Origin of the sequence: Frateuria defendens (assembly GCF_001182895.1) — a bacterium.
Lineage (GTDB): Bacteria > Pseudomonadota > Gammaproteobacteria > Xanthomonadales > Rhodanobacteraceae > Frateuria_B > Frateuria_B defendens.
Genome location: NZ_LFQR01000033.1, coordinates 1 through 24,138, shown reverse-complemented (window position 1 = coordinate 24,138; position 24,138 = coordinate 1). Strand labels below are relative to the sequence as shown.

The 24,138-nt window shown below is 69.1% G+C and carries 18 protein-coding genes; 8 read left to right on the top strand and 10 right to left on the bottom strand.

Annotated features, from left to right (window positions below; all coding sequences use genetic code 11):
- Positions 1–337: 337 nt before the first annotated feature.
- From ACH65_RS05465 to ACH65_RS05430, 8 genes are all read right to left on the bottom strand, one after another.
- On the bottom strand, positions 338–2,098 hold the full coding sequence (locus tag ACH65_RS05465; RefSeq protein ID WP_049621569.1) for a M1 family metallopeptidase: 1,761 nt from the start codon (positions 2,096–2,098) through the stop codon (positions 338–340).
- A gap of 136 nt (positions 2,099–2,234) precedes the next feature.
- Positions 2,235–3,695: a c-type cytochrome gene (locus ACH65_RS05460; protein WP_049621568.1), complete on the bottom strand. Its 1,461-nt coding sequence runs from the start codon at positions 3,693–3,695 to the stop codon at positions 2,235–2,237.
- A gap of 10 nt (positions 3,696–3,705) precedes the next feature.
- The gene (locus ACH65_RS05455) at positions 3,706–5,295 is read right to left on the bottom strand and encodes a GMC family oxidoreductase (protein WP_049621567.1); all 1,590 of its coding nucleotides are present in this window, start codon (positions 5,293–5,295) and stop codon (positions 3,706–3,708) included.
- Positions 5,296–5,381: 86 nt separating this feature from the next.
- The gene (locus ACH65_RS05450) at positions 5,382–5,981 is read right to left on the bottom strand and encodes a sugar dehydrogenase complex small subunit (RefSeq protein WP_064504820.1); all 600 of its coding nucleotides are present in this window, start codon (positions 5,979–5,981) and stop codon (positions 5,382–5,384) included.
- Between the two features lie 311 nt (positions 5,982–6,292).
- Entirely contained in the window at positions 6,293–7,321 is a 1,029-nt protein-coding gene (locus tag ACH65_RS05445) for a LacI family DNA-binding transcriptional regulator (RefSeq protein ID WP_049621566.1), read from the bottom strand.
- Between the two features lie 19 nt (positions 7,322–7,340).
- Positions 7,341–8,720 (bottom strand): leucyl aminopeptidase family protein, encoded by a 1,380-nt coding sequence (locus tag ACH65_RS05440; protein ID WP_049621565.1) that lies wholly within the window; start codon positions 8,718–8,720, stop codon positions 7,341–7,343.
- Positions 8,721–8,849: 129 nt separating this feature from the next.
- Positions 8,850–9,566, bottom strand: coding sequence for an HAD family hydrolase (locus ACH65_RS05435; RefSeq protein WP_049621564.1), 717 nt, complete (start codon positions 9,564–9,566; stop codon positions 8,850–8,852).
- Positions 9,567–9,583: 17 nt separating this feature from the next.
- Positions 9,584–10,942, bottom strand: coding sequence for a LysM peptidoglycan-binding domain-containing protein (locus ACH65_RS05430; RefSeq protein ID WP_049621563.1), 1,359 nt, complete (start codon positions 10,940–10,942; stop codon positions 9,584–9,586).
- 589 nt (positions 10,943–11,531) lie between these two features.
- Here ACH65_RS05430 and cyoA point away from each other — a divergent pair.
- The 4 genes from cyoA to cyoD are packed head-to-tail and all read left to right on the top strand — an operon-like array spanning position 11,532 to position 15,441.
- On the top strand, positions 11,532–12,476 hold the full coding sequence (cyoA, locus tag ACH65_RS05425; RefSeq protein ID WP_082190152.1) for a ubiquinol oxidase subunit II: 945 nt from the start codon (positions 11,532–11,534) through the stop codon (positions 12,474–12,476).
- A 6-nt stretch (positions 12,477–12,482) separates the two neighbouring features.
- A complete protein-coding gene (gene cyoB, locus ACH65_RS05420) occupies positions 12,483–14,456 on the top strand; it encodes a cytochrome o ubiquinol oxidase subunit I (protein WP_049621562.1) in 1,974 nt (657 codons plus the stop codon).
- A 2-nt stretch (positions 14,457–14,458) separates the two neighbouring features.
- The gene (gene cyoC / locus ACH65_RS05415) at positions 14,459–15,064 is read left to right on the top strand and encodes a cytochrome o ubiquinol oxidase subunit III (protein WP_049621561.1); all 606 of its coding nucleotides are present in this window, start codon (positions 14,459–14,461) and stop codon (positions 15,062–15,064) included.
- Positions 15,064–15,441 (top strand): cytochrome o ubiquinol oxidase subunit IV, encoded by a 378-nt coding sequence (gene cyoD / locus ACH65_RS05410; protein WP_049621560.1) that lies wholly within the window; start codon positions 15,064–15,066, stop codon positions 15,439–15,441. The genes cyoC and cyoD overlap by 1 nt, the downstream gene beginning before the upstream one ends.
- Positions 15,442–15,657: 216 nt before the next feature.
- Here the strand turns inward: cyoD and ACH65_RS05405 are convergent, their stop codons facing one another.
- The gene (locus ACH65_RS05405; RefSeq protein WP_049621559.1) at positions 15,658–17,040 is read right to left on the bottom strand and encodes a Do family serine endopeptidase; all 1,383 of its coding nucleotides are present in this window, start codon (positions 17,038–17,040) and stop codon (positions 15,658–15,660) included.
- Positions 17,041–17,396: 356 nt separating this feature from the next.
- Between ACH65_RS05405 and ACH65_RS05400 the strand changes: the two genes are divergently transcribed.
- The 4 genes from ACH65_RS05400 to ACH65_RS05385 all read left to right on the top strand — a co-directional run bounded on the left by ACH65_RS05400 (position 17,397) and on the right by ACH65_RS05385 (position 23,151).
- Positions 17,397–20,666 carry an LAGLIDADG family homing endonuclease gene (locus ACH65_RS05400; RefSeq protein ID WP_049621558.1) on the top strand — a complete coding sequence of 1,090 codons (3,270 nt, stop codon included), beginning with the start codon at positions 17,397–17,399 and terminating at the stop codon, positions 20,664–20,666.
- A 56-nt stretch (positions 20,667–20,722) separates the two neighbouring features.
- Positions 20,723–21,385 carry a hypothetical protein gene (locus ACH65_RS05395; protein WP_053096164.1) on the top strand — a complete coding sequence of 221 codons (663 nt, stop codon included), beginning with the start codon at positions 20,723–20,725 and terminating at the stop codon, positions 21,383–21,385.
- Between the two features lie 90 nt (positions 21,386–21,475).
- The gene (locus ACH65_RS05390; RefSeq protein WP_049621557.1) at positions 21,476–22,234 is read left to right on the top strand and encodes a TSCPD domain-containing protein; all 759 of its coding nucleotides are present in this window, start codon (positions 21,476–21,478) and stop codon (positions 22,232–22,234) included.
- Positions 22,235–22,941: 707 nt separating this feature from the next.
- Complete coding sequence (locus ACH65_RS05385) at positions 22,942–23,151, top strand: dodecin (protein ID WP_049621556.1); 210 nt, start codon at positions 22,942–22,944, stop codon at positions 23,149–23,151.
- Positions 23,152–23,331: 180 nt separating this feature from the next.
- Here the strand turns inward: ACH65_RS05385 and ACH65_RS05380 are convergent, their stop codons facing one another.
- Positions 23,332–23,871 carry a DUF2058 domain-containing protein gene (locus ACH65_RS05380; RefSeq protein WP_049621555.1) on the bottom strand — a complete coding sequence of 180 codons (540 nt, stop codon included), beginning with the start codon at positions 23,869–23,871 and terminating at the stop codon, positions 23,332–23,334.
- Positions 23,872–24,138: the final 267 nt, after the last annotated feature.

Genomic DNA, 24,138 nt, shown 5'->3' with positions numbered 1-24,138 from the left:
CGAACGCCCTCTCCTCGAAGAGGGCGTTCGCTTTTGCGCCTCTCCCCGCCGGCCCTGATCAGCGTCGAATCTCAGCGGGTCTTTGCGAGCGCCTTGCCATGGCCTCACTTCCCCAAGCCGAATCCTTCTCCCCTCGGGAGAAGGTGCCGGCAGGCGGATGAGGGTGCGGGCGGAGCACAGCCCCGCGCTCCTCCGCCCCGAACCCTCACCCCATACCCCTCTCCCGACGGGAGCGGGGCTTCACGTCGCCGCGTCGACAGCCTCTGCCACGTGCACAGGCCATCGCTGAGATTCGACGCCAATCAGGTCCGCCGGGGAGAGGGGATGGTGCGGTCGCCTACTTGCCCTTGCCTTCCGCCTTCGCCTGCTTCGCCGCCTGCTCCTGCTTCCAGGCCTGGTAGGCCTCCACGTGCGGCAGCGCGCGCAACAGCTTGGAGTGCGGGTCGACGATCACCAGCTCGCCCGCCGGTACATGCAGCGTGGCCTCGCCGTGCTCCATCGGTACGGTGCGTAGGGCGTAGCCCACCTGCACTTCCACCGGCATCGGGAACGGCTTGTCGTGCGGCACTTTCCAGCGCAGGCGCAGGGTGTCGCCCTCGCGTTGCTCGACCAGCTCGGGCAGGGCCTTCTCGTGGAGGTACACGTCGAAGAACCAGCCGAGGTCGCGGCCGGTCACCCGGTTCACGATGGCGATGTAGTCGCGGGTGGTGGCGTAGTGCGGCGCGAAGTTGCCGGGCCTGGGGTCGGGCCGGCCGTAGACCAGGCGGCGGGTGCTCTCGAAGAACGCCTCGTCGCCGATCAGCTGCCGCAGCGTGTGCAGCATCAGCGAGCCCTTGTAGTAGATGTCGTTGGCCGGGCCGCGGTCGGCGTCGTACACCTCGTGCTCGAGCTGGCTGCGGCCGGAGACGATGGGGAAGGCGTTCTTCACCATCAGCCGCTCGTCGTGCAGCATGGCGAAGTAGGGCATGTCGCCGTACAGGTACTGGCCGTACAGCGGCTGCATGTAGGTGCCGAAGCCCTCGTGCAGCCACATGTCGTCCCAGTCGGCGTTGGTCACCTGGTTGCCGAACCACTCGTGGGCGAATTCGTGCTGCAGCAGCCAGTCGAAGCCGTAGGGGCCGGCCTTGTAGCCGTTGCCGTAGGCGTTGAGGGTCTGGTGCTCCATGCCCAGGTGCGGCGTCTCCACCACGCCCATCTTCTCGTCGCCGAACGGGTAGGGGCCGATCTCCTGCTCGAAGAAGTCCAGCATGCGCGGGAACTCGGCGAACAGCCGCTTGGCCTGCGCCTCGTGCCCGCGCAGGTACCAGAACTGCATCGGGATGGTGTTGCCGTAGCGGCTCCTGTAGTCGCCCTTGAGCAGCTCGAACGGGCCGACGTTGAGCGAGATGGCGTAGGTGGTCGGGTGTTTGGCGCGCCAGTGGTAGGTGTGGCGCTCGCCTTCTTCGGTGATGTCGACCAGCACGCCGTTGCCCGGCGCGGCGAGGTGCCTGGGCACGGTGATGTAGGTGTCGACCAGGTCGGGCTTGCCCTGCGGGTGGTCGATGCACGGCCAGAACAGGTCGCAGCCTTCGCCTTCCACCGCCGAGGCCACCCACGGCTGGCCGTCGTCGGTGTGCGCCCATACGAAGCCGCCGTCCCACGGCGCGCGCTTGGCCACGTGTGGCTTGCCGCCGTAGCGGATCTCCACGGCCACCTTGCCGCCCGCGGCGAGCGGCGCGGGCAGGGTGATCGCCAGGCGCCCTTCCGGGTTGCTCCAGGCGCCGGCGGCCAGCGGCTTGCCGTCCACGCTGATTGCGGCGATGGCGAAGTGCGGGTCGAGGTCGAGCAGCAGCCGGTCGGTGGGGGCGCTGGCGGTGAACGTGAGGCGGGCGGTGGCGTCGAGGCGCTGCTGCGCGGGGTCCACGGCGAAATGCAGCTCGGCGTGGTCGAAGTGGACGCCCCGCTGCTCGGCCGGCATCACGCCGCCGGAGCGCTGGGTTTGCGCGGTGAGCGGCGGCTGCGCGGGGTCCGGCGCGGCCAGCGCCTCCGCGGCCAGGGCATGGCCGGTGCCGAGCAGGGCGCTGAGCCCGAGGGCGAGAAGGCGTGGGTGGAGCATCATGGCGGGATTCCCTGTGGCACAAACCCATAGGGTTGCATGCCGTGCCGGGCGCGGCACCTGCCGAAGGTTAGGGCGCGCCCGCCGGCCTCGTCCCGCGCCGCGTCGCCAAGGCGACCCGGCGCGGGCGAGGCGGGACTCAGCGCCGCCGCTTGCGCCGCAGGCCGCGTAGCACCAGGGCGAGCACCGCCAGCACCACGATCGCCGCCAGCCCGATCAGCCAGGGCATTAGCGTGAGCAGGCGCGGCGCGGGGCCGCCGTGGCGCAGGGTGGCGACCTGCGCGGCCGTCACCGTGGCCTTGGGGTCGCCGAACTGGCGGCTCACGTAGGTGGCCACGGCGGCGACCTGGGTGTCGTCGAGGTCGTGGGCGAAGCCCGGCATCAGCACCTCGCCGTCGGCGCCCTCGCGGTGCACGCCTTCGAGGATCGCCATCACCAGGTTGTTCGGCCGGCTGGCGCCCACCGCGGTGTTGTGGTTGAGCGAGGGGTAGAAGCGGTCTGCGGTGCCCTGGCCGCCGAGCTGGTGGCAGCTCGCGCAGGCGCCGTTGTAGAGCAGGGCGCCATCGGTGCTGCGGGTGTCGGCCAGCGCGTTCGGGTCGCTGTTGCTGTCCTTGGCGGGCAGCGGCTCGGAGACCGTCAGCGGCGTGGGCGTGGCGCTGCCGGCGAGGGCGTAGGCGGGCTGCCGGTCGGCGCCGTCGCGCAGCGGCTTCACCGTCTTGAGGTAGGCGGCGATGGCGCCGAGGTCGGCGTCGCTCAGGTGGCGCAGGCTGTGGCCGATGGCTTCGGCCATGGGGCCGGCGGCCTGGGCCTTGCCGGCGACATGACCGGTCTTGAGGTAGGCGACCAGTTCCTCGTTGCTCCAGCCGCCGATGCCGCTGACCGGGTCGGACGTGAGGTTGGGCGCGAGCCAGCCGCCTACTTCGCCGCCGGCGAGGTAGCGCGAGCCGTCCTCGGCCATCAGCGCGGTGCGCGGGCTGTGGCAGGCGCTGCAATGCCCCAGCACGTCCACCAGGTAGCGGCCGCGGTTGAGGTCCGCCCCGGCGGCGGCATCCGGCTGGAAGCGCTGGTTCTTGAGGTACAGCGCGTTCCACACCGCCATGCTGGCGCGGAGATTGAACGGGAAGGGCAGGCGCGTGGCCGGCGGCACGGTGTCCACCGGCTGCACGCCCTGGGTGAAGTAGGCGTACAGCGCGTGCATGTCCTCGTCGGTGATGCCGGCGTAGGCGGTGTAGGGCATCGCCGGGTAGAGGTGATGGCCCTCCGCATCGATGCCCTCGCGCACGGCGCGGGCGAACTGCTGCTCGCTCCAGTGGCCGATGCCGGCGGTCTTCGACGGCGTGATGTTGCTGGCGACGATGTCGCCCAGCGGCGAGGCGATGGCGTAGCCGCCGGCGAAGGGCGCGCCGCCCTTGGGGTCGGTGTGGCAGGCGGCGCAGTCGGCGGCGCGGGCGAGGTAGGCGCCGCGCTCGATCAGCGCGGCGTCGGCGGCGGGCGCGTCGGCGCGGGCGGCGGCCGGCAGCAGCCCCGCGCACAGGGCGAGGCCGGCCAGCGCGCGCAGGGAGCGGCCGATGCGGGCGGACGGACGAATGGCAGGTCGCATGGCGGTTCCCTCAGATTTCGCGGCGGATGATGTCGGCGAGGCGGATGCTGAGCGCCACGCCGGTCAGGGTCGGGTTGATCACGCCGGAGGCGGGGATCACGCCGGTGGTCGCCAGGAACAGGTTGTCGTGGTCGTAGCTGCGGCACTCGTGGTTCACCACCGAGTCCTTCGGGTCGGCGCCCATGATCACCGTGCCCATCAGGTGGTCGCGGTTCTGCCAGCCGGTGCGGTCCTCGATCACCTCCTCGCCGAAGGCCGCCACCATCTTGCGGTAGTCCTCGTAGGCCACCTCGCGGCCGGCGGCGGCATAGTCGTCCACGTTGTAGTGCACGCTCAGGCCCGGGATGCCGAGCGCGTCCTTCTTGCTGCTCGGGGTGACGCGGTTGCCCGGGTCGGGCAGCACTTCGTACACGGTGGAGATGCTCATCCAGCGCGCCGCGTCGTGGCGGATGCGCCGGTCCAGCTCGGGCCCGGTCACGCCCATCGCCAGCAGGCGGCGGGTGACGTCGGCGTTGGGCACGGCATTGCCCACCGAGTGCTTGATGGCCGAGTGGCGCTTGCGGAACTCGCCGTCGCGCCAGTTGAGGAAACAACCCTGCTGGATCTGCCCGCGGCCGGGCCACACCGGCTCCTTGGCGAGGAACACCAGGCCGGAGCCGGAGTGGTCCATCAGGTTGCGGCCGACCTGGTCGGAGGAGTTGGCGACCTCCGAGATCAGCAGCAGCTTGGCCGTCTCCAGGCCGTGCGCGGCGACGATGAAGTAGCGCGCGGTGAGGCGCACGTCCTCGCCCTTGGGCGTGCGGTAGTGCACGGCCACGATCTTGTTGCCGGCGCCCTTTTCCAGCCTGTAGGCGGTGGCCTCGGGGATCAGCCTGGCGCCGGCGCGCTCGGCGTGGGTGGCGTGGGTGTCGCCGCTGTACATCGCGCCGATCGGGCACACCGGCATGCAGTTGTTGTTGCCGGCGCAGGCGGGGCGGCTGTCGTAGGGCCGCGTGTTGCGCGCGTTCGGCTCGTGGATGTAGTGGAAGCCGGCGGGCTCGAGCGCCTCGGCGAAGCGCTGGTTCATGTAGGTCACCGCATCCGGCTTCATCGGATACGGTTTGGAGCGCGGCGGAAAGGTCTTGCCGCCGTCCTGGCCGCTCTGGTCCTCCACGTCGCTGCCGGAGACGCCCAGTGCCTCCTCGGCCCGCTGGTACCAGGGCTCCAGCGTGGCGTAGTCGATCGGCCAGTCGCGACCCAGGCCGTACACCGACTTGAGCTTCATGTCGTTGGGCAGGTAGCGCCAGGCGGCGGCGGCCCAGTGCCAGGTGGTGCCGCCCACTAGCTTCAGCATGCCGGGGCGGAAGTCGAACGAGCCGGTGTTCTCCAGGTAGTCCGGGTCGTAGGAGGTGTGCGCCCAGGGCTGGTTGGGATAGGGGTCGTTGTAGTTGCCCTTGCGCGAGGAGGTGCGGTAGTTCTCGACCACCTTCCAGCGCGGGATGCGCGAGCCGGCCTCGAGGATGATCACGGACTTGCCGGCCTTGGCCAGCTCGTGGGCGGCATTGCTGCCCAGCGCGCCGGAGCCGATGACGATGACGTCGGCGTCGTATTGGATGCTCATGGGAATGGCTCCCCTGGTGTCGATGGGGGTTTGGAAAAGGCGTGGCGAAGCCGCCGCATGGCGGCCGCGGAACGGCGGGGCGCGGCTCAGTCGGCGGCGAGGTGGGCCGGCGGGTGCTGCCAGTAGTTGGTGCCGCCACGCGCGTAGGTGGGGATCACCGTGGCGTCGGCCGTCGGCTCGAACATCAGCGCGCCGGTGTAGGTCACGAAGCGGGTGTCGTCGGTGGGCACGCCCGACTTCGGCGTGCCGGTGTAGCCGAGGTACCAGGCGCTGATGATCGCCATGGCGGTCTTCTTGTGCGTCGCGTCCTGTTCCACCGGCGAGCCGGGGTAGTCCTTGATGTGGGCGATGCCGGCCCTGGCCAGCGCCTGGCCCAGCGCCTCGGCCTGCTGCGGGAAGGCGGGCTCCGCCTCGGTGAGCAGGGTGAGCACGCGGGCGGAGAGATCGGCGTCCAGGTGCTCGCGGCCGGTCAGCAGCTGCGACAGCGCGTGGAAGCGCTTCAACTGCTCCGCCGGCAGCGCGGCGGGCGGCACCGCCGCCCACGCCCCGGCGCCGAGCGGCAGCAGCGCGGCGCCGAGCGAGAGGGCACCGGCCATGCCCAGCCACTGTCGTCGCGACGGCGACTGCGGGGCATCGGCGGGGGCATCGTGGGCTTGGTTGTCGGCGGGCGGCGAAGGCTGGCGCATACGGGGTTTTTCCTTGCGGGACGAAAGACGCGGCACGCGGGAGGCCAGCCGGCGGGGCCGGAGGCGGTCGGGCGGCGCTGCGTCAATCAACCGCATGCCGGCGTGCCGGCGCGGATTCTAGAACCGCGTCCTGATGTAAAAACATCAATCAACGCATGCAGGCCATCAGCCCGCGATGGCCGCCGGCAGGCCGGGCGCCTGGGCCGTGGCGCGAAGGCCGGCATCGCGGGGCCTCGCGCGGCACATCGGCCGCGGCGCAGAAAAAATCTTGGGGGCATCCGCCGGCGATGCGCACGACGTCCGCGCGCGGATCAGCCGTGGTAGGGCACGTTCTCGCGCAGCACGATGCCGACCTGCTGCGGGTGGTAGACCAGTGGGATCGAGATGCGCTGGAAATGCGCCAGCACGTGCTGCGCGGCCATCGTGAGCGAGGCCTGCATGTGCTGGTCGAGCACCGCGTCCATCGCGCCCTGCAGCAGCAGGTTGCGGTTGCTCAGGGTGAGGTCGTGGCCGATGAACACCGCCTTGCCCAGGCGGCCGCGCTCGCGCAGCACCGCCGCCACGGTGTCGTCGCCGACCGAGGTGTTGTACACGCCGTCGAGGTCGGGGCAGGCGTCCAGTACCTCGCTCATCAGGCCGTAGACGCGGTCGGGCTGCTCGCCGCTCTCGCGCGCGGCGACGATCCGGCATGACGGGAAGGACTGTTGCAGCACCAGCCGGAAGCCGGCCTCGCGCTCGGCGTGGCCGATGAAGCTGGGCAGCCCGTTGAGCAGCAGGATCTTGCCGCCGCGGGGGCCGAGGAAGCGGCCCATCAGCTCGGCCGCGACGCGGCCGGCGGCGTGGTTGTCGATGCCCACGTAGGCGACCCGCCCGCAGCCGGGAATGTCCGAGGCCAGCGTCACCACCGGCATGCGCCGGCTGCACTGGTACAGCGCCTCGCGGATCAGCGGGTGCGAGTAGGTCAGCACGATCAGCGCATCGACCTCGGCCGACACCGCCTGGATGCGCGCGGCCACGTGCTCGGGCTCCAGCGAGTCGTAGTAGTGCACGCTGCTGAGCAGGCGGTGCGCTTCCAGCCGCGGGCGCAGCTCGGCGCAGAGGCGGTCGAGGTCGCTGTAGAAGTGCGACAGCGGCGGCTGGATCAGGAAGCCCAGCCGCAGCCAGCGCAGCGGCGGCGCGTCCAGGGCGCGGTCGGCCTTCAGCCGCTTGGCCACCTCGCGCACCTTGGCCTGCACCGCGGCCGACACGCCGGGGCGGCCGTTGAGCACGCGGTCCACCGTGGCGGTGCTGACGCCCGCGGCGGCGGCGATGTCGGCGATGGTGGTCTTGCGTTCCGTCATGGCTGGCCGGGCGGGCGACTCAACCGCCGTAGCGCTGCACCAGCAGCGCGAACAGCGCGCGCAGGCCCATCGCCTCGCCGCCGCGCGGGCGGCCGGGGCGGTCGGCGTCGTTCCAGGCGTAGGTGTCCAGGTGCAGCCACGGCGTGCCGGCGGGCACGAAGCGCTCCAGGTACAGCGCCGCGGTGATCGCGCCGGCGTGGCGCGAGGGGCCGGAATTGGCGAGGTCGGCCACGGCGGAGTCGAGCATGCGCCCGTAGGGCTGCCACAGCGGCAGGCGCCAGAGCGGGTCGTCCACTGCGCGGCCGGCGGCCAGCGCGGCCTCGGCCAGCGCGTCCTGGTTGGCGAACAGCGCCGGCAGGTCGGGGCCGAGCGCCACGCGCGCGGCGCCGGTGAGCGTGGCGAAGTCCACGATCAGCTCGGGTTGCTGCTCGGCGCCGTAGGCCAGCGCATCGCACAGCACCAGGCGGCCCTCGGCGTCGGTGTTGTCCACCTCCACGGTGAGGCCGGCGCGGGTGGTGATGACGTCGCCGGGGCGCATCGCCTCGCCGGCCACCGTGTTCTCCACCGCCGGCACCAGCAGGGTCAGGCGCACCGGCAGCTTCGCCTGCATGATCAGCCCGGCCAGCGCGATCGCGTGCGCGGCGCCGCCCATGTCCTTTTTCATGTTGCGCATGAACTCGGCCGGCTTGAGGTCGAGGCCGCCGGTGTCGAAGCACACGCCCTTGCCGATCACCACCAGCTTCGGCGCGCCGGCCTTGCCCCAGCTGAGTTCCACCAGCCGCGGCGAGCGGTGGCTGGCGCGGCCCACGGTGTGGATGGTGGGGAAGTTGGCCTTGAGCAGTTCCTCGCCCACCCACTCGCGCACCTTGGCCTTGTGCGCCTTGCCGAGCTGCTTGATCGCCTCGGCCAGTTGCTTGGGGCCCATGTCCTCGGCAGGCGTGTTGACCAGGTCGCGCACCCGCGCGGTGGCCTCGGCCAGCGGCGCCACCGCGGCGAGGTCCGCCGCCGGCACCGCCAGCGTGGCGCTCGCGCGGCGCGGCTTGCGGTAGCGGGTGAACTGGTAGGCGCCCAGCACCCAGCCCAGCGCGGCCTGGCGCGCGTCGGCCAGCACGCCTTCGTCGGCGAGGTGGTAGGTGCCGGCCGGCAGGGTCTGCGGCAGCGCCGCCAGCGCGACCAGCGGCTGCGCGGCGTCGACGCCCACCAGCACGCGCACCAGCTTGCCCGCGGCATCGGCGAGCAGGACCACGCTGCCGGGCCGGGCCTCGAAGCCGCTGTCGGCCGCCCAGCGCCGCTGCGCGGCGGTGAGGCGCCGGCGCGTGGCGGCGTAGTGCGCGAGGTCGGTGGTCTCGATGGCAATGCTGCCGCGTGCGCCGGCTTGGCGCTCGATCAGGGCGGACATGGGGTTCCTTGGGGCGCGATGCAGCCTCACATGATGCGCGCTTTTGCGGCGGAGGGCACGGGCGCCTGGGGTGTCGCGCCATGCGGAAACGGGCTTCGCACCAGCGGCGCGCACGCCGTGCGCGGTCCGTCAGGCGCGGCCCGCCACCGTTTCATGCGCCTGGCCTTCCAGCCAGTCGGCGAGCGCGGCGAGGTCGGGCAGGTCGAGGTCCGGCGGCGCGCCGAGCGCGGCGGGCCAGGGGTGGCGTTCGCGGTTGATCCAGGCGGTGCGCAGGCCGGCGGCGCGGGCGCCGAGCACGTCCAGTTCCGGGTCGTCGCCCACGTGCAGGATCGCGGCCGGATCGGCGCCGAGCTGCTCGGCCGCGGCAAGGAAGATGCGCGCGTCGGGCTTGGCCGCGCCGGCGTCGCGGGCGCACATGTGGTGGCGGAAGTAGCGCTGCACGCCGGTGCGCCCGAGGTCGGCGTTGCCGTTGGTGAGGCTGGACAGCGGCCAGCGCGCGGCCAGCCGCGCCAGCGCGGGCAGGCTGTCGGGGTAGGGCTCCACGCTGTTGCGGGCGGCGAAGTACACCTCCCACAGCGCCTCGATCGGCGCCTCGGCGATGCCGCAGGCGGCGAAGGCGTGGCGGATGGTGAGGTGGCGCTGGGTGGTGAAGTCGTGCGCGAGGTCCAGCCGTTCGGCGGCGACCTGCGCGCGCAACGCGCGCATGGCCGGGATCGGCCAGCGGCGCGCCACCTCGGGGTGGTGCCGGCGCAGGTAGGCGTCCAGTTCCTGGTCCGCCCGCTCCAGCGCCGGCAGCACCGGCCACAGGGTGTCGTCGAGGTCCAGCGTGAGCGCGAGGATGCGCATGCGTGCCCCGGCTATGCTCAGAACTCGCCGATGTGCAGCACCTGGCCGAGCTTGATGTTGTTGCCCTTGAGGTGGTTCCAGTTGCGCAGCTGCTCCACGCTCACCGAGTGCTTCTTGGCGATCGAGGCCAGCGTGTCGCCCTTGGCCACGGTGTACACGGGCGAGGGCGCGTGGCTGACGCTGGCGTCGGCGCTCACCTTGGCGAAGTCGCTGCCGCGCGAGGCGGCGGTGTCCACCGTGGTGGCGCTGCCCTGCACGCCGGCCAGGCTGGCCTTCTCCGAGGCTTCGACGATGGCCTTGTCGGCCCGCTCCCGCTCCTTGCGCTCGGCCAGCGCCTGCTTGGCCTCCAGCGTGCGCGGCGAGGTCGGCGCCGCGGCGGAGCGCGCCGCGTAGGTGGCGCCCGGGGCGGCGACCGGCGTGCCGCCGGTGCCGGTGTTGACCGGCGGCACCTTCACGCCCACCTCGGCGAGGATCTTGGCGCGGCGCGCCTCGTCCAGACCCACCAGGCCGGCGGCGTCGGCGTAGGGCAGCACCAGGTGCTTGCGCAGCACCGCCTTGGCCTGGTCGGTGGAGAGGAAGTCGATGAAGGCCTTGGTGTCGGCCGCTTTCGGGCTGTTGGCGTTGGTGACCAGGTAGAGCGGCGTGTAGAGCGGGTAGCTGCCGTCGGCGATGTTGGCCACGGTGGGCGGCGTGTCGTCGATGCGCAGCGTCTTGACCTTGCCGTTGCCGGACACGCCGGCCAGGGTGGACACGCCCAGCGCCTTCGGGTCGAGCGCGATCGCCTCTTCCAGCTTGGCGGTGTTCACGTACAGGCGCGGCGCGGCCACCGGCTGGTTGCCGCGGCCGAACAGCAGGCGGCGCAGGCTGTATTCCACGCCGTCGCCGGGGCTGGCGACCGCGTAGACGTTGATCGGCGCGTCGGGGCCGCCCAACTGGCTCCAGTTGGTGATCTTGCCGTAGTAGATGTCGTGCAGCTGCTTGAGGGTGAGGTTGCCGACCGGGTTGGACGGGTGGGTGATCATCACCAGCGCATCCCACGCCACCGGGGTGAAGGCGAGGCTCGCCTCGGCGGCGCTGCCGTTGGGGCCGCGTGCGCTGCCGGCGAGGTCGGCCAGGCCGCTGCCGACCGCCTCCAGGCCCGAGGCGGTGTTGAACGGTTGCAGCTCGATCTTGCCGTGGCCCGTGCTCTCCCAGGTCTTGGCGATGTCGCCGACCACGCCGCGCGCGGTGGTGACGTCGCCGCGCCAGACCAGGGTGGGACCCTTCGGCACGGCGGGCGCCTTCTTGTGGTGCGTGGTTTTGGCGGCGATGGCCGTGGTGGCGAGGCAGCTGCCGATCAGAGCCGTGGCAAGCAGACGGACAAGACGATGGGACATGGACGTGGGGAACCCCGAGGGCGAAGGTGGACGATCTTGCAGGCTGCTCAGCGCCGTGAGGCGCTCTTCGTGACTAAGAATTTCAACACCTTGTGGAACAAGCCTCAAGCAATGCACTGAATGAGGGCGGCCCTCCAAGGGCGCCGGCCGCCCATGGTAGCGGGTGAGCCGGACGATCCCCTGAACGGGTCTCCCGCGCTCCCTTTTCGTCCATGCCGCGTCGTCGGCGCGTCACGGGCGACCAGGCCGCCGCGGTCGTGCCCGGCGTGCCGGCTTCGGACCGCCAGACGGGTTCGCCCGAAGGCTTCCCGGGGTCGCAAGATACTGCGCCGGATGGGCGCGCGCCGCGGCCGGCCGGGGCCGGAAAAAGCGCTGCAATACCGATACTTGCGGAGTGCCGGAGTGCCTTCCGCAGCGGCCGCGATTATGCCATGTGGGTGTGGCATTTTGTCCCACTTGTGCGACGATCGGCGGCTAGGTGAGTACTTTTTGTCGCACCTTGCCCGAGCCCAGCCCGGCAAAATCCCCCTCTTTTTTTCTTCAAAAAAACCCAAGGTTGTCCGTGAGCAAACATCTCATTACTTCCGCCATGCGTGCGCTTGGCGCCGGTGCGGTCGTGCTGCTTGGCGGCTGCAGCATGGAAGTCCTCTCGCCCAAGGGCGACATCGGCGAGCAAGAGAGGACGCTGATCCTGATCGCGCTGGGCCTGATGATGCTGGTCGCCGTGCCGGTCATCATCCTCACCCTCGTGTTCGCCTGGCGCTATCGCGCCTCCAACACCAAGGCCACCTACGCGCCCAAGTGGGCCCACTCGACCGCCATCGAGGTGGTGGTGTGGGCCATCCCGGCGATCATCGTGACCATCCTGGCCGTGCTGGCCTGGCGCACCTCGCACTCGCTCGACCCGTACAAGCCGCTCGAGTCGCAGGCCAAGCCGGTCCACGTCGAAGTGGTGGCGATGGACTGGAAGTGGCTCTTCATCTACCCCGACTACGGCGTCGCCACCGTCAACGAGCTGGCCTTCCCGACCGACGTGCCGGTGAACTTCTCCATCACCTCCGACTCGGTGATGAACTCGTTCTTCATCCCGCAGCTGGGCAGCCAGATCTACGCCATGACCGGCATGACCACCAAGCTGCACCTGATCGCGCGCGAGCCGGGCACCTACGCCGGCCTGTCGGCGAACTACAGCGGCGCGGGCTTCTCGGACATGCACTTCAAGGCCATCGCCACCAGCGAGCAGGGCTTCGCGGACTGGATCAAGCAGGCCAAGGCCGCGCCGCAGTCGCTCACCGCCGAGGTCTACCAGGCGCTGTCCAAGCCCAGCGAGAAGACGCCGGTGACCTATTACGCAAACGTACCCGCGACCCTGTTCGACGACATCGTCAACAAGTACATGGCCGCGCCGCACGAGGAGGGCGCCGCCATGCACGAAGGCATGCACATGTCGGCGGATCACACGATGTCCGCGGACGGCATGCACATGGCCGGCATGCCGATGTCCACCACTGAAAAAGCCAAGGCTTCGGAGTAGTACGCGATGTTCGGAAAGCTGTCACTCGACGCCGTTCCGTACCATGAGCCGATCATCATGGGTACGCTGGCGATCATCGTCCTCGGCGGCATCGCGGTGCTCGCCGCGATCACCCGCTACGGCAAGTGGGGTTACCTGTGGAAGGAGTGGTTCACCTCGGTGGACCACAAGCGCATCGGCGTGATGTACATCATCATGGCCCTGGTGATGCTGCTGCGCGGCTTCGCCGACGCCATCATGATGCGCCTTCAGCAGGCCCTGGCCTCCAACGACGCGGCCGGCTACCTGCCGCCGCACCACTACGACCAGATCTTCACCGCGCACGGCGTGATCATGATCTTCTTCATGGCCATGCCCTTCATCATCGGCCTGATGAACATCATCGTGCCGCTGCAGATCGGCGCGCGCGACGTGGCCTACCCGTTCCTCAACTCGCTGAGCTTCTGGCTGTCGGCGGTGGGCGTGATCCTGATCATGCTGTCGATGTTCGTGGGCGACTTCGCCGCCACCGGCTGGCTGGCCTACCCGCCGCTGTCGGAGCTCGGGTACAGTCCCACGGTCGGCGTCGACTACTACATCTGGGCGCTGCAGATATCCGGCCTGGGCACCACGCTCACCGGCATCAACTTCATCGTGACCATCCTGCGCATGCGCGCGCCGGGCATGTCGCTGATGCAGATGCCGGTGTTCACCTGGACCGCGCTGGTCGCCAACGTGCTCATCGTGGCCGCCTTCCCAGTGCTCACCGCCACCCTGGCGCTGCTCACCGCGGACCGCTACCTCGACATGCACTTCTTCACCAATGAGCTCGGCGGCAACGCCATGATGTACATCAACCTGATCTGGGTGTGGGGCCACCCGGAGGTGTACATCCTGATCCTGCCCTGCTTCGGCGCGTTCTCCGAGATCATCTCCACCTTCTCGGGCAAGCCGCTGTTCGGCTACAAGTCGATGGTGTACGCCACCGTGTCGATCGGCGTGCTGTCCTTCATGGTGTGGCTGCACCACTTCTTCACCATGGGCTCGGGCGCCAACGTCAACGCCTTCTTTGGCATCATGACGATGATCATCTCGGTGCCCACCGGCGTGAAGCTGTTCAACTGGCTGTTCACCATGTACCGCGGCCGCATCCGCTTCACCGCGCCGGTGTACTGGACGATCGGCTTCATGGTCACCTTCGTGATCGGCGGCGTCACCGGCGTGCTGATGGCGGTGCCGGCGGCGGACTTCGTGCTGCACAACAGCCTGTTCCTGATCGCCCACTTCCACAACGTGATCATCGGTGGCGTGGTGTTCGGCTGCATCGCCGCGATGAACTTCTGGTTCCCCAAGGCGTTCGGCTTCACCCTCAACGAGAAGCTGGGCAAGGCCTCGTTCTGGTGCTGGCTGGTGGGCTTCTACCTCGCCTTCATGCCGGTGTACGTGCTCGGCTTCAAGGGCATGACGCGCCGCATGAACCACTACGCCAACCCCGAGTGGCACCCCTACCTGGTGGTGGCCTTCATCGGCGCGGTGGTGATCATGGCGGGCATCGCCCTCACGGTGCTGCAGCTGGCCGTGAGCATCAAGGACCGCAAGAAGAACCTCGACCTCACCGGCGACCCCTGGGGCGGCCGCACGCTGGAGTGGTCCACCTCCTCGCCGCCGCCGTTCTACAACTTCGCCCACGTGCCGAAGATCACCTCGCTCGAGCACTACTGGGACGAGAAGGAATCCGGCAAGGCCGCCCAGGTCGGCCGCTACGAGGACATCCACATGCCGCGCAACACCGGCGCGGGGGTGATCATCGCGGGCTTCGGCTTCCTGCTGACCTTCGGCCTGGTGTGGCACATCTGGTGGCTGGCCATCATCGGCCTGGCCGGCATGATCGGCACCTTCATCGCCCGCAGCTATGACCGCGACGTCGATTACTACGTGTCGGCCAAGGAGGTCGAGCGGATCGAGAGTGCGCACTTCACGCAGATGAAAGAGGTTGCCTGACCATGAGCACCACCGTAGCAACCCACATCCACGACGCGCACGCGCACCACGACGACGGCTCCAAGACCCTGCTCGGGTTCTGGATCTACCTGATGAGCGACTGCCTGATCTTCTCGGTGCTGTTCGCCACCTTCGGCGTGCTGGCGGCCAACACCGCCGGCGGCCCGAGCGGCAAGGAGCTGTTCGAGCTGCCCTACGTGTTCGGCGAGACGATGCTGCTCCTGATCAGCAGCTTCACCTTCGGCGGCGCCATGCTGGCCATGAACGCCGGCCGCAAGAACCAGGTGGTGGCCTGGCTGCTGGTCACCTTCGTGTTCGGCGCGGGCTTCATCGGCATGGAGCTGTACGAGTTCGCCAAGCTGATCCACGAGGGCGCCGGCCCCAACCGCAGCGCCTTCCTGTCGGCCTACTTCACCCTGGTGGGCACGCACGGCCTGCACGTCACCTGCGGCCTGATCTGGATCCTGATCATGACCCACATGGTGGCCCGCTTCGGGCTGGACGGCGTGGTCAAGCGCCGCCTGTCGTGCCTGAGCCTGTTCTGGCACTTCCTGGACCTGGTCTGGATCTGCGTGTTCACCTTTGTCTACCTGCGCGGAGTGCTGTGATGTCGAGCGCAAACCACCATTCGTCGCCGGCTTCCGGCAAGTCCTCCCACGGCAGCTTCAAGAGCTACATCGTCGGCTTCATCCTCTCGCTGGTGCTCACCGTGCTGTCGTTCGGCGCGGTAATGAGCGGCGCCGTGCCCAAGGGCCTGGTGCTGCCGGCCATCGTGGTGCTGTGCGTGGCCCAGCTCATCGTGCAGCTGGTGTTCTTCCTGCACATGGGCACCTCGCCGGACGAGCGCGACAACACCGCCATCTTCCTGTTCACCATGCTGATCATCGCGATCGTGGTGGCCGGGTCGCTGTGGGTGATGCACAACGCCAACGTCAACATGATGCCCATGCACATGTCGGCCGGTCAGGCGATGACGCGGGACTGAGGCCCACGGCCACGGTCCGCGCCGGCCTCCTGGCCGGCGCGGCGTCGAAACCGCCCGGTGCGCGAGCCCGGGCGGTTTCTTTTGGGGGGCTGGGCGACGACGGCATCCGGTCGGTCCGGCGGGCCGCGCCGGCCCTGCCTGCATGCAGCCGCGCCATGCGCCATCGCCGCTGCGCGTCACCGTCACATGGCCGGCGGCGGGATAGGCGGGCGGCGGTTACTCGATCACCACGTAGCGCAGGTCGTTATCGCCGGCCACCACCAGCACCAGCTGCCGCGGGTTGACGCCGGCCAGGCCCTGCAGCGTGCGCAGGCTGGCGAGGCGCTGGTTGCCCACGGCGACCACCAGGTCGCCGGCGCGCAGCCCGGCGCGGGCGGCGCGGCTGCCGGGCTGCACCGAGCTCACCGTCACGCCGTACAGGCCCTGGTCGCGCTGGCTCTGGGCAAGGTCGCTGAAGCCCACGCCCGCCAGGCGCGGGTCGAGGCGGGCGCCCTCCAGCGTGGCGAGCTTCTCCGGCGCCAGCGTGGCGCCGACCTCGCGGGTCTTGCCCTCGCGCTGCACGGTCAGCTTCACCGCGCTGCCCACCGGCAGCAGGCCCTCGGCGTTGCGCAGGTCCTGCGCGCCGCGCACCGGCCGGCCGTTCACGGCGGTGACCACGTCGCCGGTGCGCAGGTCCGCCACGTCCGCCGGCGAGCCGGCGGTCACGCGGGTGACCACCGCGCCGCTGGTGGAGGCGAGGCCGAGGATCTGCGCGATGCGCGGGGTGATGTCCTGCGCCTGCACGCCCAGGCTGCCGCGGCTCACCTTGCCGTGCGCCACCAGCTGGCCCATCACCTCGCGGGCCAGCGCGGAGGGAATGGCGAAGCCGATGCCCACGTTGCCGCCGGAAGGGCTGAAGATCATGGTGTTGATGCCCACCAGCTCGCCGCGCAGGTTGACCAGCGCGCCGCCGGAGTTGCCGGGGTTGATCGAGGCGTCGGTCTGGATGAAGTTCTGGTAGCCGCTGCCGCCCAGCCCCGAGCGGCCGAGCGCGGAGACGATGCCCGAGGTCACCGTCTGGCCGAGCCCGAACGGGTCGCCCACAGCCACCACGAAGTCGCCCACGCGCAGCGCGGCGGAGTCGGCCACCGGCAGCGCCTGCAGGCGCTCGGCGGGGATCTGCACCACCGCCACGTCGGTGTCCGGGTCGGTGCCGACCAGTTTGGCCTTGAAGCTGCGCCCGTCCTGCAGGGTCACCGCGATGTCGTCGGCGCCGCCCACCACGTGGTTGTTGGTCAGCACGTAGCCCTTGGCCGCGTCCACGATCACGCCCGAGCCCAGGCTCTGTTCCACCCGTTCGCGCGAGGTGCCGGGCAGGCCGAAGAACTGGCGGAACATCGGGTCGTCGAAGAACGGGTCGCGCACCCGCACGCGCGTCTTGGTGGAGATGTTCACCACCGCCGGCGTCACCTTCTCCAGCATCGGCGCCAGCGAGGGCAGCAACTGCCCACCCACCGCCGCCGGCAGCGCGGCGTGGCCCGCGAGCGGCAGCGCGGCGGCCACCGACAGAGCGAGCAGGGCGCCCAGCCGGCGCGTGGAAAGGCAGGGGCGGCAAGACATGGTGCGATCCTCCTTGGGGCATGTGACGGGGCTGACGGGCGGCTTCGACCCGCCGGACGCCGGCGCGGTTCCGCGCCGGCGGCGAATTTGCGATCGGCACTTTACATCGGGCGGTGCGAGGGTTAATTTTCTTATCCGTTCGCAATCACAAGATCTTGTGTGCACCCGCCGGGTGTTACCCAAGTAATTGGTGTCGGCAACTGGCGACTCTCGGGGGAGGGGCGCGCTCTGGCGCAGCGGTCGGGCAGGACGGGCTGTGGCAGGTCTACGGCTCGTGACATGGCAGTCGATCGCCCGTTGGGCGGGCGGATTCGTCGTTAACAAAACGGGTCGCAAGGCCGGAGGTCAAAAAGCCGATGAGCACCGTGCGTGCACCAGTCGCGGGTCGCGATGCTGTAGAGATTCCCCTGCAGCCTGCCTCGTATGACATCTGGGACAAGAAATACCGCCTGAAGGCGAAGACGGGCGAGGCGGTCGACGGCAGCGTCGACGAGACCTACCAGCGCGTGGCCCGCGCGCTCTCCGACGTGGAAGCCACCGAGGCGCTGCGCGCGCTCTGGAACGAGCGCTTCCTGTGGGCGCTGCGCCGCGGCGCCATCCCCGCCGGCCGCATCACCTCCAACGCCGGCGCGCTGGCGCACAAGCCGGCCACCAGCACCATCAACTGCACCGTGTCGGGCACCATCCGCGACTCCATGGACGACATCCTGGAGAAGGTGCACGAGGCGGGCCTCACCCTGAAGGCCGGCTGCGGCATCGGCTACGAGTTCTCGACCCTGCGCCCGCGCGGCGCCTACGTGTCGGGGGCGGGCGCCTATACCAGCGGCCCACTGTCCTTCATGGATATCTACGACAAGATGTGCTTCACCGTGTCCTCGGCCGGCGGCCGCCGCGGCGCGCAGATGGGCACCTTCGACGTCAGCCACCCGGACGTGAAGGAATTCATCCGCGCCAAGCGCGAGGACGGGCGCCTGCGCCAGTTCAACCTCTCGCTGCTGGTCACCGACGGCTTCATGCAGGCGGTGGAGCGCGACCAGGACTGGCCGCTGGTGTTCCCGGTGCACGTGAAGGAGCAGGCCGAGCTCGACCTGGCCGACCCCGCCCAGGTGGTCTGGCGCGAGTGGCCCACCCACGAGAACTACGTGGAGCGCGAAGACGGCCTGGTGGCCTGCAAGATCTACGGCCACATCCGCGCCCGCCACCTGTGGGACATGATCATGGTCTCCACGTACGACTACGCGGAGCCGGGCTTCATCCTGATCGACAAGGTCAACGAGATGAACAACAACTGGTGGTGCGAGCACATCCGCGCCACCAACCCCTGCGTCACCGCCGACACCTGGGTGCAGACGGCGGAAGGTCCGCGCCAGGTCCGCGACCTGCTGGGGCGCGCCTTCGAGGCCCGTGTCGACGGCTGCGATCACGCCACCGGCGCCGAAGGCTTCTTCCGCACCGCCACCAAGCCGGTGATCGCTCTTGAAACCGAGGAAGGCTACCGGCTTCGCCTCACCGAAGACCATCGCGTGCGGCGCGTCTCCCGCCTCACCTGCTGGAGCGTGGATACCGAGTGGTGCGCCGCCGGTGCGCTCAGGCCGGGCGACCAGGTGCTGCTGAACGACCATCGCGCCAACGCGCAGTGGGCTGGCGCGCTCACCGCCGAGCAGGGTTACCTGCTCGGCCTCCTGGTCGGCGACGGCACCCTCAAGCATGAGGCGGCGGTGCTTTCGGCCTGGCCACAGGCCGCTGCCGTCAACGCGGTCGGCTGCAGTGGCGCCCGGGCGCTGATGGCCGAGGCGCTGCGCTGCGCGCAGACCCTGCCGCACCGCGCCGACTTCGCCGGCTGGTCGGCGGTGGTCGGTCGCGGCGAGTTCCGCCTGAAATCCGCCGCCCTGCGCGATCTGGCCTTCGAGGTCGGCATGGCGCCGGGCGACAAGTCGATCACGCCGGCGCTGGAGCAAGCCTCCAGTGCGGCTTATCGCGGCTTCCTGCGCGGCTTCTTCGATGCCGACGGTTCGGTGCAGGGCAGCCAGGCCAAGGGCGTGTCGGTGCGGCTGGCGCAGTCGGACCTCGGTTGCCTGGAGGCGGTGCAGCGCATGCTGCTGCGCCTGGGCATTCCCTCGCGCATCCATCGCGACCGTCGTCTCGCCGGCGAATCCATGCTGCCCGACGGCAAGGGCGGCGCGCGTGCTTATCCCGTTCAGGCGCAGCACGAGCTGGTCATCGCCGGCGAGTCGCTGGCGCGCTTCGACGAATGGGTCGGTTTCGCCGACAGCGACAAGGCCGCGCGCCTGCAGGCGGCGCTGGCCGGCTATCGCCGCAGCTTGAACCGCGCCCGTTTCGTCGCCACCGTCGCCTCGCTCGAAGCCGACGGCGTCGAGGACGTCTACGACGTGCAGGTGCCGGGCATCAACACCTTCGACGGCAATGGTCTGCATGCGCACAACTGCGGCGAGCAGCCGCTGCCGCCGTACGGCTCCTGCCTGCTCGGCTCGGTCAACCTCACCACCTTCGTGCGCGACCCGTTCGGCCCCAAGGCCCGCTTCGACTGGGACGAGTACCGCGAAGTGGTGAAGGTGTTCACCCGCATGCTCGACAACGTGGTGGAGATCAACGGCCTGCCGCTCGAGCAGCAGCGCAACGAGATCATGGGCAAGCGCCGCCACGGCATGGGCTTCCTGGGCCTGGGCAGCACGCTGTCGATGCTCAAGATGCGCTACGGCACCGCCGAGGCGGTGGCCTTCACCGAGGACGTCTCGCGCGAGATGGCCGTGGCCGGCTGGGAGGTCGCGCTCGGCCTCGCCAAGGAGAAGGGCCCGGCGCCGATCCTGGCCCGCGACTACACCGTCACCGGCGACATGCTGCGCAAGCGCCCGGAGATGGCGGCCGACGGCTACAAGGTCGGCGACACCATCCCCGGCCGCGTGCTACACGCGAAGTACAGCCGCTACATGCAGCGCGTGGCCGCCGTGGCGCCGCACCTGGTGGAGCAGCTGGCCGAGACCGGCGCGCGCTTCACCCACCACACCTCGATCGCGCCCACCGGCACCATCTCGCTGTCGCTGGCCAACAACGCCAGCAACGGCATCGAGCCGAGCTTCGCCCACCACTACTCGCGCAACGTGATCCGCGAGGGCCGCAAGACCAAGGAGAAGGTCGAGGTGTTCAGCTACGAGCTGCTCGCCTACCGCGCGCTGATCAACGCCGACGCGATGCCGTTCTCCGACGACCCGAAGGCCAAGCTGCCCGAGTACTTCGTGGCCGCCGACGACATCAGCCCGAAGGAGCACGTGGACATCCAGGCCGCCGCGCAGCTGTGGGTCGATTCGTCGATCTCCAAGACCGCGAACGTGCCCACCGACTACCCCTACGAAGACTTCAAGGACATCTACTTCTACGCCTACAAGCAGGGGCTGAAGGGCTGCACCACCTTCCGTTTCAACCCCGCCGCGTTCCAGGGCGTGCTGGTCAAGGAAGCCGATCTTGAAAGCACCCTCTACCGCTTCGAATTGGAAGACGGTAGCGTTATCGAACTGAAGGGCAACGAGGAAGTGGAATACGACGGCGAGATGCACACCGCCGCCAACCTGTTCGATGCCCTGAAGGAAGGCTACTACGGCAAGTTCTGATCGCGCGTAGCAGGCTTACGTCAGTTCTTAAAACAACGTCGGAGGGGAACACCAGCATGTCCATCGATACCGAAGTCGAAGTGAAAGACAGCACCGAACCCACAGCGCCGGCCGCGGCTCCCGAGCCCGCGCCTGCGCCCGTCTCCGCGCCGGCGGCGCCGGTGAAGAAGGCGGCGGCGAAGAAGAAGCCGGCGAAGAAGGCCGCGGCCAAGAAGGCGGCTCCGAAGAAGGCCGCCGCCAAGAAGGTCGCCAAGAAGGCGGTGAAGAAGGCCGCCGCGAAGAAGGCGGCGCCGAAGAAAGCCGCCGCCAAGAAGGTCGCCAAGAAGGCGGTGAAGAAGGCCGCGGCCAAGAAGGCGGCGCCGAAGAAGGCCGCCGCCAAGAAAGTCGCCAAGAAGGCGGTGAAGAAGGCCGCCGCGAAGAAGGCGGCGCCGAAGAAAGCCGCCGCCAAGAAAGTCGCCGCCAAGAAAGTCGCTGCCAAGAAAGTTGCCAAGAAGGCCGTGAAGAAGACCCCGGCCAAGAAGGCAGCCAAGAAGGTCAGCAGCAAGAAGACGGTCGCCAAGAAGGTCGCGCCGAAGAAGGCAGCCGTGAAGAAGGTTGCCGTCAAGAAGGTTGCCGTCAAGAAGACCGTCGCCAAGGCGGCCAAGAAGTCCACTGCCAAAAAGGCGACCGTGAAGGCGGCCAAGAAGCCCGCCGCCAAGAAGGCCGCCCGCAAGAAGTAAGCACGACGCATCCGGCCCGGCCGCGCGCCGGGCCGGATGTTTTTTCCCGTGCCGGGCGCCGCCATCTATCTCTTTGAAGGAAACACCCCCATGGCGATGAAGATCGAAAAGAAGATCAAGGGCTACGCCGTCGTAAAGCCCGAAGACAAGGCCGCGCCGGCCGCCGTTCCCGCCCCGCTTTCGCCCAAGGAAGCGCCCAAGGCGGAAGTGATCCAGATGCACGAGAGCCTCGAGCGCCCCGAGACCCTCGTCGGCAACACCTACAAGATCAAGTCGCCGCTGTTCGAGCACGCGCTGTATGTCACCATCAACGACATCGTGCTCAACGCCGGCACCCCCTACGAGCAGCGCCGCCCCTTCGAGCTCTTCATCAACTCGAAGAACATGGACCACTTCCAGTGGATCGTGGCGCTCACCCGCATCCTCTCCGCCGTGTTCCGCAAGGGCGGCGACATCACCTTCCTGGCGGAGGAGATGAAGGCCGTGTTCGACCCGCGCGGCGGCTACTTCAAGGCCGGCGGCGTCTACATGCCCAGCATCGTGGCCGAGATCGGCGCGGTGATCGAGCAGCACATGAAGAGCATCGGCCTGATCCACGACCCGGAGATGGACGAATCCACCCGCCGCCTGGTCGCCGAGAAGCGCGCCGCCTACGAGGCGGCCTCAAAAAAAAACACTGAAGTAAGCCCGGTCGCCCCCGTCGCGACCGCCGCTGCCGAAGACGCCGGCGAACCCACCAACGGCTTCCCGCCCGGCGCCACCCTGTGCGCCAAGTGCAACACCAAGGCACTGGTGCTGATGGACGGGTGCCAGACGTGCCTCAATTGCGGCTACAGCAAGTGCGGATGAGGGGCGAAGGACGTCGAGGTTGAGATGGCGGAGAAGGGTGGCGTTGATGCCGCCCTTTTTCTTGAGGGCTGCTCTGATCTATTCCCCGAATTAAAAGGTCAGATTCATTTGTCTGCTTCTGGTAAATGAGCTGAGCCTCCCTTTTGGAGCATGGATAGGGCCGCTTGTATAATCCGGTCTCGCGCCAAAAGGTACGTGGTTGAGTGAACCGCCCCGGGATTCCCGGGGCGGTTCAGTCTTTGGATTTCATTCCTTGATCACTCTCACCCGCGTGACGGACCAGTTAACGACAGCAAGATAAGAGTCAGGTTCATTTTGCCCGCGCGGGCGAGCCTCAGACCTCAGGCAGATCATCAGCCATGGTGCCACTCGGTTTGGCACGACAGCGACCATCCCCGATCACCGAGCCGATGGGCCACACAAGGCCGAGCCGTGCGAGTGGGCTGTTTTCCTCAGGGCCAGCGCGCGGCATCGAGCGGTTGCCATCGGTTGGGCATGGTCCTGTCTGTCCATAGGGAGAGCGTTGCAGTGGAAATTGGTGCCGAGCACGAGTGCTTTACCGTCGCCGAAGTCGAACCTTCACGTTCCATGGGCGAGTGCGGGTATGTCCTGTGTCACCCGGGGCGCTGCCGCCGGCGGCGCACAGCAGGGACGAATCCTCGAAAACACGTGCTCGCCGCCACGCCACTCATCAGAGGACCATGACCATGTCCGACCACGTCTACAAGTCCGTGGAGCTCACCGGCTCCTCGAAGACCAGCAGCGACGATGCGATCCGGCTCGCCATCGAGCGGGCGTCGAAGACGATCCGCGACATCCGCTGGTTCCAGGTCACCGACATGCGCGGGCATGTGGAGGACGGGAAGGTGGCGCACTGGCAGGTCACCCTGCGGATCGGCTTCACGCTGGAAGAGTGAGCCGGGGCGCTTGCTGCTGGACTCGCATCGCCGGGGCGTGCGCCGCGGCGGGCGAGGTGCTCCCGGGAGTCGCTGCCGGTCATGGCCAGGGGCTCGCCGCTGGCGTTGCCGTCGTCCAGCCTATGCACCGGCGATAGACGACGCGCGGGCTTCGATGCCGCCCGAGGGGCGCCGGAGCGCTTACCAGACCAGGTCGTCCGGCACCTGGAACTGCTTGTAGTAGTCGTCCATCTCGTCGTCGCCACCCGCCGCGCCGGTGCGGGCGTGGTCCAGCACGATCACGCCGGCGTCGCGCTCGTAGAGCTTGTCGGCGGCGGTGCGGGGCAGCAGTTCGTAGCCCTGCTCGTGGCGGGCGATCACCAGCACGCCCTTGGCGAGCTGGGCGCGCAGGGTTTCGTTGACCAGCACGCCCTTGATCGCGTCCTGGTCGGTGAAGCGGTAGGCGATCTCGCCCTCGCGCTTGACCTTGTGGCTCTCGATGATCTGCCGCACCTGCGCGCGCAGTTCGTTGGCGCGGGCCTGGGCGTTGCGCTCGGCGGCCAGGGCGCGGTCGCGTTCGGCGTGCTCGGCCTTAAGGCGCTGCGCCTCCTGCTGCGCGGCGCTGGGTTGCGCCGACGCCTTGCCGTCGCGCTGTTTCTTTTGCTCGCGCGCCACCTGGTTCACCTTGCCTTTCTTGACCAGGCCGGCCTTGAGCAGTTGTTCTTGCAGGGGATTGCGCATGCGGGCAAACGGGTGTGGAAGTGGTTGGGCAAGGATAACTACCTCTGCTCCTTTTTGCCGGGCTGCTTCGGCGCGTTTCAGTCGATGAGGGCGGCCTCGCAGTCCAGACGGCTGTCGGCAGTGGCCAAGGTCGCTTACCTCGCCTTCGTGACGTGGCGACGGTCCTTGGCGGCCAGGAATCGGGTCAGGGTTGCTCCATTTACTTTGGCACCCGACCGCATGCGTAGTGGTTCACTACCAGCGAACTGGACCGGCGCTACCATCGCC